Source organism: Streptomyces sp. NPDC031670 (assembly GCF_055580545.1).
The window spans coordinates 164002-178148 of record NZ_JBVILC010000016.1 but is presented as its reverse complement, the minus strand read 5'-3'; the positions used below and the strand labels follow the sequence as shown (position 1 = coordinate 178148).

At 71.2% G+C, this 14147-nt stretch carries 13 protein-coding genes and 1 rRNA gene; 6 read left to right on the top strand and 8 right to left on the bottom strand.

Going from position 1 to position 14147, the window contains the following annotated elements; translation table 11 throughout:
* Both rrf and ACZ5ID_RS27250 read left to right on the top strand, forming a co-directional pair.
* A 5S ribosomal RNA gene (gene rrf / locus ACZ5ID_RS27255) occupies positions 1-91 on the top strand; the annotation flags it as partial.
* Between the two features lie 82 nt (positions 92-173).
* The gene (locus ACZ5ID_RS27250) at positions 174-734 is read left to right on the top strand and encodes a GNAT family N-acetyltransferase (RefSeq protein ID WP_468902969.1); all 561 of its coding nucleotides are present in this window, start codon (positions 174-176) and stop codon (positions 732-734) included.
* Positions 735-762: 28 nt separating this feature from the next.
* Here ACZ5ID_RS27250 and ACZ5ID_RS27245 read toward each other — a convergent pair whose 3' ends face one another.
* The 6 genes from ACZ5ID_RS27245 to ACZ5ID_RS27220 form a co-directional block, all read right to left on the bottom strand.
* A complete protein-coding gene (locus ACZ5ID_RS27245) occupies positions 763-2436 on the bottom strand; it encodes a P-loop NTPase family protein (RefSeq protein ID WP_468902967.1) in 1674 nt (557 codons plus the stop codon).
* Positions 2437-2544: 108 nt separating this feature from the next.
* Complete coding sequence (locus ACZ5ID_RS27240; RefSeq protein ID WP_406556216.1) at positions 2545-3969, bottom strand: ATP-binding protein; 1425 nt, start codon at positions 3967-3969, stop codon at positions 2545-2547.
* Positions 3970-3994: 25 nt separating this feature from the next.
* Positions 3995-5545 (bottom strand): SCO6880 family protein, encoded by a 1551-nt coding sequence (locus tag ACZ5ID_RS27235; RefSeq protein WP_406556217.1) that lies wholly within the window; start codon positions 5543-5545, stop codon positions 3995-3997.
* Entirely contained in the window at positions 5542-6912 is a 1371-nt protein-coding gene (locus ACZ5ID_RS27230; protein WP_468902964.1) for a hypothetical protein, read from the bottom strand. Before ACZ5ID_RS27230 ends, ACZ5ID_RS27235 begins: the two co-directional genes overlap by 4 nt.
* The gene (locus ACZ5ID_RS27225) at positions 6902-7750 is read right to left on the bottom strand and encodes a DUF8175 domain-containg protein (RefSeq protein ID WP_468902962.1); all 849 of its coding nucleotides are present in this window, start codon (positions 7748-7750) and stop codon (positions 6902-6904) included. The genes ACZ5ID_RS27230 and ACZ5ID_RS27225 overlap by 11 nt, the downstream gene beginning before the upstream one ends.
* A 229-nt stretch (positions 7751-7979) precedes the next feature.
* Positions 7980-8288 carry a hypothetical protein gene (locus ACZ5ID_RS27220; RefSeq protein ID WP_101389324.1) on the bottom strand — a complete coding sequence of 103 codons (309 nt, stop codon included), beginning with the start codon at positions 8286-8288 and terminating at the stop codon, positions 7980-7982.
* Between the two features lie 400 nt (positions 8289-8688).
* On the opposite strand from ACZ5ID_RS27220, the gene ACZ5ID_RS27215 reads away from it, so the two are divergent.
* Complete coding sequence (locus ACZ5ID_RS27215; protein WP_468902960.1) at positions 8689-9438, top strand: trypsin-like serine peptidase; 750 nt, start codon at positions 8689-8691, stop codon at positions 9436-9438.
* A 77-nt stretch (positions 9439-9515) separates the two neighbouring features.
* Here ACZ5ID_RS27215 and ACZ5ID_RS27210 read toward each other — a convergent pair whose 3' ends face one another.
* Positions 9516-10091 carry a hypothetical protein gene (locus tag ACZ5ID_RS27210; protein WP_468902958.1) on the bottom strand — a complete coding sequence of 192 codons (576 nt, stop codon included), beginning with the start codon at positions 10089-10091 and terminating at the stop codon, positions 9516-9518.
* On the bottom strand, positions 10088-10240 hold the full coding sequence (locus tag ACZ5ID_RS27205) for a hypothetical protein (protein ID WP_468902956.1): 153 nt from the start codon (positions 10238-10240) through the stop codon (positions 10088-10090). Before ACZ5ID_RS27205 ends, ACZ5ID_RS27210 begins: the two co-directional genes overlap by 4 nt.
* A 194-nt stretch (positions 10241-10434) precedes the next feature.
* Here ACZ5ID_RS27205 and ACZ5ID_RS27200 point away from each other — a divergent pair, with 194 nt between their 5' ends.
* From ACZ5ID_RS27200 to ACZ5ID_RS27190, 3 genes are all read left to right on the top strand, one after another.
* Positions 10435-12081: a serine/threonine-protein kinase gene (locus ACZ5ID_RS27200; protein ID WP_468902954.1), complete on the top strand. Its 1647-nt coding sequence runs from the start codon at positions 10435-10437 to the stop codon at positions 12079-12081.
* Positions 12082-12149: 68 nt separating this feature from the next.
* Positions 12150-13166 (top strand): C40 family peptidase, encoded by a 1017-nt coding sequence (locus ACZ5ID_RS27195; protein ID WP_468902951.1) that lies wholly within the window; start codon positions 12150-12152, stop codon positions 13164-13166.
* Positions 13167-13375: 209 nt separating this feature from the next.
* Complete coding sequence (locus tag ACZ5ID_RS27190) at positions 13376-14110, top strand: phosphatase PAP2 family protein (RefSeq protein ID WP_468902948.1); 735 nt, start codon at positions 13376-13378, stop codon at positions 14108-14110.
* The last annotated feature ends 37 nt before the right edge of the window (positions 14111-14147 follow it).

Here is a 14147-nt window from a genome sequence, read left to right as displayed (position 1 = left end):
GCCCGGTTACATTCCGAACCCGGAAGCTAAGCCTTTCAGCGCCGATGGTACTGCAGGGGGGACCCTGTGGGAGAGTAGGACGCCGCCGAACAATCATTGCGGGAAGCCCCGCACCATGATCCGTAAGGATTAATGGTGCGGGGCTTTTCTGCGTTTCATGGCAGGATCACGTCATGGATCACGTGATACGACCGGTACGGGCCGATGAATGGCGCAAGGCCAAGGACCTCCGTATGGCCGGGCTCGCCGACCCAGCCGCCCCCGTAGCCTTCCTCGAGACCGCCGAAGAGGCCGCCGCCCGGCCCGACTCCTTCTGGAAGGAGCGGACGGCCGGCGTGTCCGGCGACGCTCCCGGCGGCCGGCAGTTCGTGGCCGAGGGCCCGGACGGCAGCTGGGCCGGATCCGTCGTCGTCCTGGTCGAGCAGGCCGGGAACACGGACTTCTTCGGGGTGGAGATCGAAGCCGCCCAGGGGCATCTCGTCGGCGTCTTCGTACGCCCCGAGTTCCGGGGCATCGGGCTCACCGAGAGGCTCTTCGAGGCCGCGGTGGAATGGGCCTGGTCCCTGGAGCAGCCGCGCCTGGAGCGCGTACGGCTCTATGTGCACAACCAGAACGAGCGGGCCGAGCGCTTCTACCGGAAGTTCGGGTTCGCACGGACGGGGAAGACCGTTCCCGCGCCGGTCGGTCAGCCGGCCGCCGCGTACGAGGCCGAGATGGAGTTCGCGCGTCCGTAGGGCCAACCGCCGGCCGGGGGCCGCGAGGCTAGGGCGTCAGTGTTTCCGTCCAGCGGGCCCGGGCCTGTTCCACCGAGCGGAGCAGGGCCAGGGTCGGCAGGCCCAGGTCCTGGCCGGCCGACAGGAGCTCGGGCAGTCGGGGCAGCGGGGCGACCGCCGCCACGTCGTCCAGGACCAGCGACATTGGTGGGTCGAGCCGACCGTCGGATGACCGTTCGGCCATGCGGCGGCCGTGCTCGACCACGTCTGAGGCGAGGGCTGTCAGCAGGGGCATCGCGGCCGGGCGGGACCGCGGGTCCTCGATGGCTTCACCCACCACGTAAAGAGTGCCCCCTTCCGCGGCGAATGATTCCAACGCGAGCGAATCCGCTCGATTCGGTGTGCAGGCCTCGCGGATGTGGATCGAGGAGAGCGCGGCCAGCGCACGCGCCGTCAGCTCCTGCGCGATCTCCCGCCGTTGGGGGTGTGCGGTCAGCGCCGACTCCAGCAGGCCCGCCGCGCCGCTCATCGCCTTGGGGTGGGTGCGGAGTATGCGTACGGCCTCGTGGGCACCCGCGCCCTGGGCCCAGCGGTGCATCTGTTTGACCGCCTTGCCGTCCCGGCTGTCCAGCGCCGCCGCGTGCAGCCAGCACCGCAGCAGGGTCTCCGCGGTGTCGGCCATGGCGGCGTCGATCCGGGCCTGCGGGCGTACGGGTGCGAGCAGCGCGGTCGCGCGCGATGCCGCCACTTCCGCGTCCTCGCAGCCGCTCGTCGGCGACCAGTGCAGCCGGGCCGGGGTGTCGCAGAGGTGCCCCGGGTCGTACACGTGCACAGGGCCCAGCTTCGCGCGCGCGTCCTTCGTCTCCGCCCAGAGGCTGGGGTCGGAGGTGATGACGAGTGCCGCGCCCTCGGCGTCCCGGATGGCCTGGACGGCCGTGGGGCGGCGGATGTCGGGGCCGCCGTAGACCACCCGGGGCGGGCGCGCCGCGCGGGGCGCGGGAAGGCGTCCCGATCCCGGGTCGTCGGCCGCCCAGGCCGTGGTGGTGGGCGTAGGGGCGAGGCCGGGGGTCAGGGTGGCGGCGACACCGGGGACGGCTTCGATCCCGGCGCCCTCTTCCGTACGTACGGTACGAGCTGTACCCGTACCCGTACCCGTACCCGCACCCATTGCCGTACCGGTGCCCGCCCCCGTACCCGCGTCCGTGGCCGCAGCCGTGCTCCACGCGTGCGTGGCTGCCTCCCGCGTCGGCGGCGGCCCTGCCTTGCCCGGGGGCTGGACGGAGCGCGTGGGCGGTGTTTCAGCGCCGGGCTGTCTGCCCGCGTCCGGCTCGGCGGTCGCTTCCGGTGCGGCGGCCACCGCCTTGGCTCTCGCGCGGACCGCTTTCCAGCGTGACCAGGTGCCGAGGGCGAAGATGAAGAGCACCAGCAGGATGAGCAATTCGCTGATGAGCAGGCCCCAGAAGAGGCCGTAGCCGGAGAGCTGGGCGGCGGGGGTGTCCGGCCAGGCCGCCGGGAGGTCGTGGGGGGCCTGGACCAGTTGGCGCAGGGCGAGCGGGGTGCGGGTGAACGTCACTGCGTCCGGCCAGGCGCCGTGGCTGAACAGGCCGGCCAGGCCGGTCGCCGTCCAGACCAGGACCGTCAGGCCGAGCAGGAACGCGAGCAGCCCGACCAGCAGGGAGTCGGGGATGCCGCGCTCCTCGCCGCGGGAGCGGGACTCCGGCATTGCAGGCAACCTCCGGCGTGTCGGCCCGACTTGCGCGTGTCGGGGAACTTCTGTGCTGCGGGCGGCCGTTGATCGGGCAGGCCCCTCGGGGGAGGGGCCCGCTGACCGTCAGGCCACGGTCGACTCGGGGGAGGAGGTGCCTGACATTTGCTGTTCCATCATCGCCGCCCTGCGTTCGCTCTCCGATTCCAGACGGCTCTCCAGTTCGTGCGCGAGCACATCGTCGGTCGCCGCCGACTCCGTCATGGCCCGGTCGGTGAAGACCAGGGGCCGTTCCCGCTCGGTGATCAGGTGTTTGACCACCTGGACATTGCCGTTGACGTCCCAGACGGCGATTCCGGGCGTGAGCGTCGGGATGATCTCGACCGCCCAGCGGGGCAGGCCGAGGACCCGGCCCGTCGCCCTGGCCTCGTCCGCCTTCTGGGCGTAGATCGTCCTGGTCGACGCCATTTTGAGGATCGCCGCCGCCTCCCGGGCCGCCGCCCCGTCCACGACGTCCGACAGGTGGTGCACCACGGCCACGAAGGACAGGCCGAGCCGCCGGCCGAACTTGAGCAGCCTCTGGAAGAGCTGCGCCACGAAGGGCGAGTTGATGATGTGCCAGGCCTCTTCCACCAGGAAGATGCGCTTCTTGCGGTCGGGCCGGATCCAGGTGTGCTCCAGCCAGACGCCGACGATGGCCATCAGGATCGGCATCGCGATCGAGTTGCGGTCGATGTGCGAGAGGTCGAAGACGATCAGCGGGGCGTCCAGGTCGATGCCGACCGAGGTCGGCCCGTCGAACATGCCCCGCAGGTCGCCGTCGACCAGCCGGTCCAGGACGAGCGCCACGTCCAGGCCCCAGGCCCGGACGTCGTCTATGTCGACGTTCATGGCGACCGCCGAGGCGGCCTCCGGGTGGCGCAGCTGCTCCACGATGTCGGTCAGGACCGGCTGGCGGTCGGTGATCGTCTCGTTGACGTAGGCGTGCGCGACCTTCAGGGCGAAGCCCGAGCGCTCGTCCAGGCCGTGCCCCATCGCGACCTCGATGATGGTGCGCAGCAGCGCCAGCTGGCCCGTGGTGGTGATCGCCGGGTCCAGCGGGTTGAGCCGGATGCCGCCGTCGAGGGCGGTCATGGGGTCGAGCCGGATGGGGGTTATCCCCAGCTCGCGCGCGATGAGGTTCCATTCGCCGACGCCGTCCTCGCCCTGGGCGTCGAGGACGACGACCTGTCGGTCGCGGAAGCGCAACTGGCGCAGCACATAGGTCTTCTCCAGCGCCGACTTGCCGTTGCCGGACTCGCCGAGGACCAGCCAGTGCGGCGCGGGCAGCTGCTGGCCGTACAGCTGGAAGGGGTCGTAGATGTACCCCTTGCCGCTGTAGACCTCCCGGCCGATGATCACGCCGGAGTCGCCCAGGCCCGGCGCGGCCGTCGGGAGATAGACGGCCTGTGCCTGGCCCGTGGAGGTGCGCACGGGCAGCCGGGTGGTCTCGACCTTGCCGAAGAGGAAGGAGGTGAAGGCGTTGGTGAGCGCGGAGAGCGGATCTCGCATGAGCAGGGCCCCTATCAGCTCTCGGCTAGCGGCGGATGCCGGTCGCGAACGGCAAGGTGTTGACGAAGGCCCGGTGGTGCTCGCGGTCGCACCACTCCAGTTTCAGGTACGACTTGCCGGCCGATGCGCGGATGGTGCGCTTGTCCCTCGCCAGGGCCTCGGGGGAGCGCGCCGACACCGTGATGTACCCGACGAGGTTGACACCTGCCGCGCCGCTGGCGAGATCTTCACCCCGTTGGTCGAGGCGGCCGTGGGCGGCGATGTCGCGCGGGTCGACGGTGCGGTTCATCTTCGCCGCGCGCGAGGCCTCCGCCTCGTCGTTGGTCTTCTCGGTGAGCATGCGCTCGATGGCGACCTCGGTGGGTTCGAGGTCCATGCAGACCGCGACCGTACGGATCACGTCCGGGGTGTGGACGAGCAGGGGGGCGAGGAAGTTGACGCCCACGGGGGTCATCGGCCACTCCTTCACCCACGCCGTGGCGTGGCACCAGGGCGCGCGCGTGGAGGACTCGCGGGTCTTGGCCTGGAGGTAGGTGGGCTCGACCGCGTCCAGCTCGGCGGGCCAGGCGTTGCGCTTGGTCATGGCCTGGATGTGGTCGATGGGGTGGTCGGGGTCGTACATGGAGTGCACGAGCGAGGCGAGCCGGCCCTGTCCGAGGGGCTGGCGGACCCGGATGTCGGCCTCGGCGAGCCGGGCGCAGATGTCGGTGAGTTCGCGGGCCATGACGACGGCGAGCCCCGCGTCCCGGTCGAGCTTGCGGCCGGACTGGGGGCGGGCGGCGCGGGCCATGGCGTTCGCCTCGGCGGCGAGCTCGCGCGAGTACTGCATACAGGCGACGAGGTAGGCGCGGTGCTGCTCGCTGGAGGTCGACACCATGGACTGGAGCTGCTGGTAGGACTCCTGGAGCCACTCGGGGGCGTTGTGGTCGCCGCGCTGGGCGACGTCCTTGGCGTGCGCGTCCGGGTCGGCGGGCAGGGTGCGGGCGAGCATCTGGAGGCGGGTGACGAACCCGTCGCCGTTGGCCACGTGCTTGAGCAGGGTGCCGAACCGGTCGACCAGGGCCTCCTGGTCCTCGGAGTCACGCAGGCCGACGCCCGGGCCCTCGATCTCGATGGCGGCGGTGACGGTCCGGCGGTCGGCGTGCAGCAGGACGGCGATCTCGTCCGGGCCGAAGGGCGCGGCGAGCCAGTTGATCCGGCCGATGCCGGGCGGCGGCCCGACCTCGACCTCGCGTCCGTCGCCGCGCACGCCCGCCTCCATGGCACTGGAGCGGTAGGTGGTGCCGCGCCGCAGGGAGCGCTTGTAGCTGCGGTTGATCTCGAACCATTTGTAGAAGGTGCGGTGTTTGTACGGGAGGTACACCGCGGCGAGCGCCAGCATGGGGAAGCCCATGAGGAGCAGGATCCGCAGGGACAGGACGGGGACCAGCAGTCCGCACATCATGCCGAGGAACGCGCCGCCGATGATCAGCGCGATCTCGCCGGTCTCGCGGTTCTTGCCGACGATGGCCGACGGCCTGGCCCGGCCGATCAGATACGTGCGGCGGGGCGAGACCGGTTGGGACTGGGTCGTCAACGCCCTCCACCTCCTGTGCTGTTGTTGCCTTTGGTGCCGGTGTTGCGGCTGCTGTGCGGGGTGCCGCTGGTGGGTCCGGTGCCGCTACGGGGCGGGGGTGCGGCGGAGGGGACGGGTCCGCCGCCGCCACCGCCGCCGGAGCCCCGGCTGCTGTGGGCGGCCACGCCTCCGGACATCGGGTTGGCGGGCCGGGCCTGGGCGCCGCCGCCCCCCTGGTTGCCACGGCTGCTGTGGGTCTTGATGCCCTGGGAGACGAGGGCGGCCGGGGAGGAGATCACGGCGGCGGCCTGAGCGCCGTTGGTGGCCTGCTTGCGGTTGGTGCGGGCGGCGGCGATTTCGTCGCCGAAGCCCGGTACGAAGCGGTAGATCATCCCGGAGGCGAAGATGGCCAGCAGGATGATGGCGAGGCCGGAGACGACGGCCTGGAAGGAGTCGGGCCCCTTCCCCGCCGACAGAGCGCCCGCGAGGCTCAGGACGATCACGATGATGGGTTTCACCAGGATGACCGCGATCATGATCCCGGCCCAGCGGCGGACGTGGCCCCACATGTTCTTGTCGACGAGTCCCGAGTACACGACGACGCCGAGCAGCGCTCCCACGTACAGCAGGAGGGCGCGGATGTAGAGCTCCAGGAAGAGGATGCCGGCGGCGAGGATGGTGACCAGCGAGACGACGATCAGCATGATCGGTCCGCCGCCGATGTCCGTCCCCTTCTTCAGCGCGGCCGAGAAAGACCCGAAGAAGACGTCGGTCTGGTCGCCGGTGCCGGCGGCGATGACGTCGGTGACGGCGTCGGTTGCGTTGACGACGGTGTAGAGGATCAGCGGGGTGAAGGCGGACGCCAGCACGGTCAGCCAGAGGAACCCGACGGCCTCGGAGATCGCCGTGGTCAGCGGCACCCCGCGGATCGCCCGCTTGGTGACGGCGAGCAGCCACAGGACGAGGGTGAGGATGGTGGCGGCGGCGAAGACGACGGCGTAGCGGCCGAGGAAGGCGGGGTCGGTGAAGTCCACCTTGGCGGCGGTCTTCACGAACTTGGAGAGCGTGTCGACGACCCAGACCGCGGCGTCGGCGCAGCCCTTGGCGAGGGAGGTGAGGGGGTCGGCGGGGTCGCCGGGGGCGACGCTGCCGCCGCCCCTCTGGGGTGCGCCCGAGGAACCGCTGTCGCAGTAGTCGCGGGCCGGCCCGGAGATCAGCGAGCAGGGGTTGCCGGTCTTGTCCGGGGCCGGGGAAGCGGAGCCGCCCGACGGGGCCGGCGTCGGGGTCGGGGCGGCCGTCGCACGGGCGGCGAAGACGAGGACGGCTGTGTGCAGTACGGTCACCGCCGCGACGACCGAGCGGGCACGGCTGTGAGGGCTACCGGGCATAAGTGAACCCTCCGAATTCCTTGACCGCGTTCGCGATCTCCTCGGAGCCGGACACGGTGTTGTCGCCGGTGACCGGTGTCGGGCCCTTCTTCTGAGCGGTCTCCAGGACCTTCCAGTCCGACCCGTTCCAGGCCAGCTTCAGCGTCATCGTGAACCACGTGCTGGTCACCGGCTTGGTGGACTTCTCGCCGGTGAGGCCGAACAGTCCGATGCACCACACGTCGACGCTCGTGGCCTGCGGCGAATAGCTCTGCACCTTGGTGCCCGCCGGGACCGTCCGGTTGACGAAGGTCGTCCCCGCGGGCGCGGCGCCGTCCGCCGTGAGGCCGATCTGCTGGTTGAGGCCCGGCGAGTAGTTGCTGTCGAAACCGGACTGGAGCCTGTCCTTGGTGGAGGCGTCCGCCAGGGACTGAACGATGTCGTGCCGGCGCGACGTGTTGAACATGCCGTCGGAGCCCAGCGCCACCGCGTAGTTCGCCGCCGCCGACTGCGCCCCCTGTTCCGTCTGGGCGAAGCCCGAGGCGATGCCGCCGTTCTTGCCCTCGACCGGCTTCACCCCGCTCGCCGCCGTCGGCCTCGACCCCGACTGCTTGGGGTCGTCCGACGCGGTGCCGCCGCCGCTGTCGCCCCGGTTGGCGAAGGCGATCGCGGCGACCAGGAGGGCCACCACGCCCACGACCATGATCAGGGAGCGGGAGGCGCGGACGGGGCGGCGGGCGCCGCCGTACACATCGGCGCCCTCGCCCTCCGGCAGCCGGGTGCGCGTCTGGCGCGTACCGCCGACGGTGCTGTACGCGTCCTCCGTGCGCCTGGAGTCGTGCTCGTCGCCGAGACTCATGCCGCGTACGCCCCCTCAACCCTTCGCTGGTCCGTCGTGCAGTACGACGGTAGCCGTGCTGGTTCCCGCGCGGGCGCGGTGTGGTGACTCGACATCAGGGAGACGCAACCTCAGCCGGTGGGCACGACGGACGGATGGTGTGGGTGGGCCTGGGCGAGCCCGTGGGGACGAAGGTGGCCAGGGGACACCTGGCCTGAGGGCAGGTCAGGACAGGTCAGGACAGGTCGGGTCAGACGGCCATCCCGTACACGATGGTGAACAGCGTGCCGAGCGAGCCGATGATGAAGACTCCGGTCAGTCCGGCCACGATCAGGCCCTTGCCCTGCTCCGCGCTGAACGTGTCGCGCAGCGCGGTCGCACCGATCCTCTGTTTGGCCGCGCCCCAGACGGCGATGCCGAGGCACAGGAGGATGGCCACGGCCATCACGACTTCGACCATCACCCGGGCCTCGTTGCCCAGGCTTCCGAACGGCCCCCAGTTGGGCGCGATCCCGCCGATGATCGTGGTGATGTCGCCCTTTTCTGCTGCCAGGTACACGTAACTCACCGCCCCTGTCGGGTAGTTCGATGCCCCTGCCCCATGGCATGGGTCAGGCTCTATCTTCGCTGATGAAACCGCCCGGGTATGTCGACTTGGCGGCTCTCTTTTCCCGAAACCGCACAGCTGTGCCGGTCGCACCGCCCTGACCTGCGGTGGACCGGTTCTCCACGGATTCGCGTATGGTCACTCTGTGTATCACGCACAGTGACTCCGGGCAATGACTGTCGTTGGGGCACTCTAGGCCCGTTGGCTCAAGCGGAACTCGCGCGGGCGCGTCCGGCCCCCTCCCAGGGTGCTCGCGAGCGCGCCCCCGCGAACTCCTCGCCGGCTCACTTCACAGACTCTTCTCAGAAAAGTTCCAGGGCTGTTCTCAGGTCGGAGGGGCACTGTCCGGTTCATGAGACACGTCTCCCAGCTGCGTGCGCTGTCGGCGGTGGCCGTGCTCCTGGTGATCCCCGGGTACGGGGACCGGGACCCCGGGCCGGGCGGCCGGACCGTCGAGGCACCGGCCACGGCCGCCTACGCGCGCGTGGGCGCGCTGTTCGACGGCGGACTGGACGGCGACCACTTCTGCACGGCGTCCGTGGTGCACAGCGCGGACCGGAACCTGATCGTCACGGCGGCGCACTGTCTGGACGACCAGGACGACGCGGTCTTCGTGCCGGGCTACCGGGACGGCCGGGCGCCGTACGGCACCTGGCCGGTCAAGGAGACCTACGCCGACGACGCCTGGCAGGAGGACGGCAGCGAGGACGACGACGTGGCCTTCGCGGTCCTGGGTCCCGGCTCGGCGACGGGGGCGCGGGTGGAGGACGCGGTGGGTGCGGCGCGGCTGGCGACGACGACGGCGTCGGCGGCGCCCCCCGCCGACGCCACGGTGACGGTCACCGGCTACCCGAGCGATTCGGACGCCCCCCTGACCTGCACGAACCGCACGACGCGCTATGGCGACACGCAGCAGCGCATCGAGTGCCCCGGCTACTCCGGCGGCACCAGCGGCAGCCCGTGGGAGGCGGTGGACGGGTCGGTGGTGGGGGTCATAGGCGGCTACGAGGAGGGCGGCGACGACCCGGACGTCTCGTACAGCATCGTGTTCGGGCAGACGACGGCGGCGCTGTACCGGCTGGTTGAGGGAGAGGGGTGCTGAGGGGGTGCGGGGGTGAGGGGCGGGGGACGGCTGGAAGGCGCCCGGGGTGGCCGGCGCCTTCGGGTGGCCGCCCGGACCTACTGCTCGCCGGTCTCGTACTCCGGGTCCACGTAGCACGGTGAGTCCAGGGCGACGAAGAGGCCGTCGCGGCCCGCCTTCTCCCACGTGGACGCCTTCGGGTCACGCGAGGCGAAGTCCTCCTCGATCGTCGCCGTGTGATGCAGCTTCAGATCCTCGACGTCGAGCTGCGTCTGCTGAGCCTTCGAGTTGGCCTTCTCGAAGCGGTAGACCTTCCAGCCGTGCTTGGGCAGCTCCTCGTGCAGGCGTTCGAGCGCGGCCGTCAGAATCTCGCGTGACGGGCCGTACGCCTTCCAGAAGTGCTTGACGCGGTAGCCGTGCTCGACCTTGGGGCAGGGGCTCACGTCCGGGGAGCCGTTGGACGTCTCGTACCGCAGCCCCGAGAGCTCGAGGATGACGCTCGACTGCCGGCGGACCAGGTCCTTGGCGTCCTTGACCGCCATCTGCTGGGGGGTGTAGTCGAGGCCGTCGTCGTCCTTCATGGCGGTGCATCCCGCCAGCGGGAGCAGGGCGAGCGCGGCGGTCGCCGGGAGCAGAGCGGTGACGCCGGGAGAAAGGGCGCTGCGAGGCCTCATCGTTCGAGCACCGCCGCGTAGTACCGGCCGCCGCCCCCGTCTTTGCCGTTGGCGGATGCGAGGCGCGTGCCGGTCGTGGATGGGGGCCGGGCGTCCGGCCTGGGCGGCGCTCCCGCGAAGAGCTCGTCCCACTGTGCGCTGAGTGCCATGTGCGGCCGTTCCCCCGTTGCCATGCCTTTTGCTTTCCTTTACTTGCCGACGCAACTTAGCAACCATGCGGAGCGGCACGCGAGCTCGGGGATACGGGCGGATGCGCACGTCAAGTGGTCGCTCTCCGTCGTAAGTGATCACAACTGGGTCAACGGGCGTGAGGAGGACGCCGGTTGCATGACAGAGTCGTGCGGTGGACGCGCTCAGGCCCCGGGATCCGGCACACATAGGTACGTACGCCCTGCTCGCCCGGCTGGGCGCGGGCGGGATGGGCATGGTCTATCTCGGGCGCTCGCCCGGCGGGCGGCTCGTCGCGCTCAAGGTGATCAAGGACGAGATCACCGACCACCCCGAGGCGCTGGCCCGCTTCCGGCGGGAGGCGGAGACGGTACGGGCGGTGCGCAGCGCGTACACCGCGAACCTGATCGACGCGTCGCTGGCGGAGCCGCCGTACTGGCTCGCCACGGAGTACGTCTCCGGGCCGACCCTGAGCCGGGCCGTCGCCGACCGGGGCCCGTTCCCGCCAGACACCTGCCGCAGGCTGTTCGCGGCGCTGGCGGAGGGGCTGGCGAGCGTGCACGCGTACGGGGTGACGCACCGGGACCTCAAGCCCCAGAACGTCATCCTGGCCCCGCAGGGCCCGCAGCTCATCGACTTCGGCATCGCCCGGGCGGCGGCGGACACGGCCCTCACCCGGACGGGCGCGGCGCCCGGCACGCCCGGCTACACGGCCCCCGAGGTGCTGGTGCGCAACGAGGTCGGCGACGCGGCGGACGTCTTCGCGCTGGGGGCGACGATGGCGTTCGTGGCTACGGGGAGGGCGCCGTTCGGGGCGGGGTCGGTGGAGGGGGTGTCGTACCGGGCCGTCCACGAGCCGATCGACGTGGCCGGGGTCGAGCCGGGACTGGCCGCGCTGATCACGGCCTGCGCCGCCAAGGACCCGGCGCACCGGCCGACCCCGGCGGAGGTGATCGTGCGGTGCGGGGTGACCTCGGCGCTGGTCGAGGACCCGTACTACCAGGCGCTCTCGGCGGGCCTGACGGAACCGGCCCCGCACGACCTCCCCACGGCGACGGCCGCGGGCCTGATCCCCCCGGACCGCGCCGCCCCGCCCTACACCCCCACCCGCCCCGCCGTCCCGCCCCGCTCCCGCCGCACCACCTGGCTGGTGACGGTCGCGGTGGCGGCGGTGCTGGGGGTGGTGGGGGCGGTGGCGTTCCAGGGGTTGCCGGGTGGGGAGGGGGACGGGGCCAAGGCCAGGGCGTCGGGGTCGCCCGGCCCCTCGCGGAGTGCGACCCCGGCCGACACCGGGAAGAAGACCCCGCTCGGCCCGCCGCAGTACATCGAGCAGACCGCGCCCTCGCTCGACGGCTACTCGGGGCTGTCGGACACCTGCCGTCAGCCGGCGCAGGAACAGGTTGACACCCAGTTCCAGTTCGCCGTGACCCCCGGGGAGCGCTACCCCACGGACGAGGTGCCGCCCGGCAAGGTGCAGATCGGATACCGGCTCAAGTACGAGGAGCCGGGCGCGCCCCCGTACTACCTCGCGGTCACCGTGAAGCCGCCGCACGAGGTCGACGCGGGCGGGAACCCGACGTCCCGGACACCCAACCGGCAGCTCGGCTTCGTCAGCAAGGTGTCCGACCTGTACGCGGGCGCCCAGACCGCGTGGAAGTACGTGACGTACCCCGATGACTTCGTCCTCCGTTCCGAGGGCAAGGTGCTGCCCGCCCTGCCGGTCGAGCGGGACAAGTCGACCGAATGGACCGTCGTCTACCAGCACGTGAAGGGGCCGAGGGACTACCGCAGCGTCGTCTGCGCGGGCTTCGTCGTGGAATGAGCCGCGTGGCCGACACGGCTGGCGGGAAAGTAGCGGTGAACCCGGCTGCGATGGGGGAGGGTTGACGGGTGCGCAAATTCTGGGTGGCAGGCGGGATCGGGGTCGGGCTGTGCCTGAGCTTCCTCGCGCTGCTCGTCGTCGGTACGTACTCGGCCGCGGCCGGGCTGGCCGGCGGCCTCGGCGGCGGGGGCAACGCGGTCGGGCTCGCGAAGGGAGCCGTTCCGGCCAAGTACCAGCCGCTGGTGCAGAAGTGGGGCACGCTCTGCCCCGCGCTGAACCCGGCGCTCCTCGCGGCCCAGCTCTACCAGGAGAGCGGCTGGAACCCGACGATCGTCAGCCCCGCGAAGGCGCAGGGCATCGCCCAGTTCATCCCCGGCACCTGGGAGTCCCACGGCATCGACGGCAACGGGGACGGCAAGCGCGACGTCTGGGACCCGCAGGACGCCATCCCCTCCGCCGCCTCGTACGACTGCGAACTCGCCAAGTACGTCAAGAACGTGCCGGGGGATCAGGGCGGCAACATGCTGGCCGCCTACAACGCGGGTGCGTATGCGGTGATCAAGTACGGCGGGGTACCGCCGTACCCCGAGACCCAGAACTACGTGAAGATCATCCGCACCCTCGAAAAAAGCTTCGCCCGCCCCACCACCCGCGTAGCCCCCTCCCAGCAGGCCGCCGGGGCCATCTACTACGCGCAGCAGAAGCTCGGGACCCCCTACCTCTGGGGTGGGGAGGGGACCGCCGCCCAAGGGGGGCGGTTCGACTGTTCGGGGCTTACCCAGGCCGCCTACGCCAGCGTCGGGATCGAGTTGCCCCGGGTCGCCAACGACCAGTACAACGCCGGGCCGCACCCCTCCCGCGGCGAGCTGCTCCCCGGGGACCTCGTCTTCTTCTCGGACGACCTCACCAACTCCCGCGCCATCCACCACGTCGGGCTGTACGTCGGCGGCGGGTACATGATCAATGCCCCGTACACCGGCGCCGTCATCCGCTTCGACAAGATCGACGCGCCGGACTACTTCGGCGCCACCCGGGTGACCAAGGACGGCGCCGCCGCGTTGCCGACCTTCAAACCGGGTACGTGACCACAGACGCGAAGTGGCCGGAACTCGTCGGCACTCTCCGTCAAGTCATGGCCCTGAGCTGCGACGATGAGTCTCTCTTCGGTAACGTCGTCGTGATCATTCCGTGGAGAGTGGAACGCGAGGGCCGTTCAGGCCGTTCAGTGGACAGTGACCGCAGCAGTACTGACCACGGGGGTTGGTAGCTACTCGCACAGGCAAGGGGCCTCGGCATGGCTGGACTCGCGCTCGACGGGTCGAACCTGGACGTCAGCCTGCTCTACGACATCAACGGACTCGCCGCCTCCGCACCCACGTGGTTCGACCGCGTGATGGAGTTCGTCGGGGAGTACGGCATCCTGCTCGCCCTCGTCCTCGTGGTGCTCCGGTGCTGGTGGAGCCTGCGGCGCGCGGAGGACCGGGAGAGCGCGCTCGCGTCCCTCGCGGCCCTCGTCTGGGCGCCGCTCGCCGCCGGAATCGCGCTGCTCGTCAACATTCCCATCAGGGGGTTCGTGGAACGGCCACGGCCCTTCGCCTCCCACAAGGGGCTGGACGTCCTGGTGGACGGCAAGACGGACTACTCGTTCGTGAGCGACCACGCCACGCTGGCGATGGCGATCGGGGCCGGGCTCTTCGTCGCGCACCGCAGGTTCGGGCTGATGGCCATCGGGCTCGCGCTCGCCGAAGGCTTCAGCCGGGTCTACATGGGCGTGCACTACCCCACGGACGTGGTCGGTGGCTTCGCCCTGGGCACCGCCGTCACCCTGCTGCTCGCCCCGCTCGCGCTGATGCTGCTGACCCCGCTCCTCTCGACCCTGGCCCGCTCGCCCCGGCTCGGGCGGCTCGTGCGGTCGCGGCGCGCCGGCCAGTCCTCGCTGCGGCTCGCCGCCGGCCTGCCGGAGCCGCGCGGCTCCCGGACGGGGGCGGGGACGGGAGCCGGGCCCGGGGAGAACGACCTGGCGGCGTAAGCCGGTTCACCGGGTGGCGCAGGCGGTCCCGCCGGGC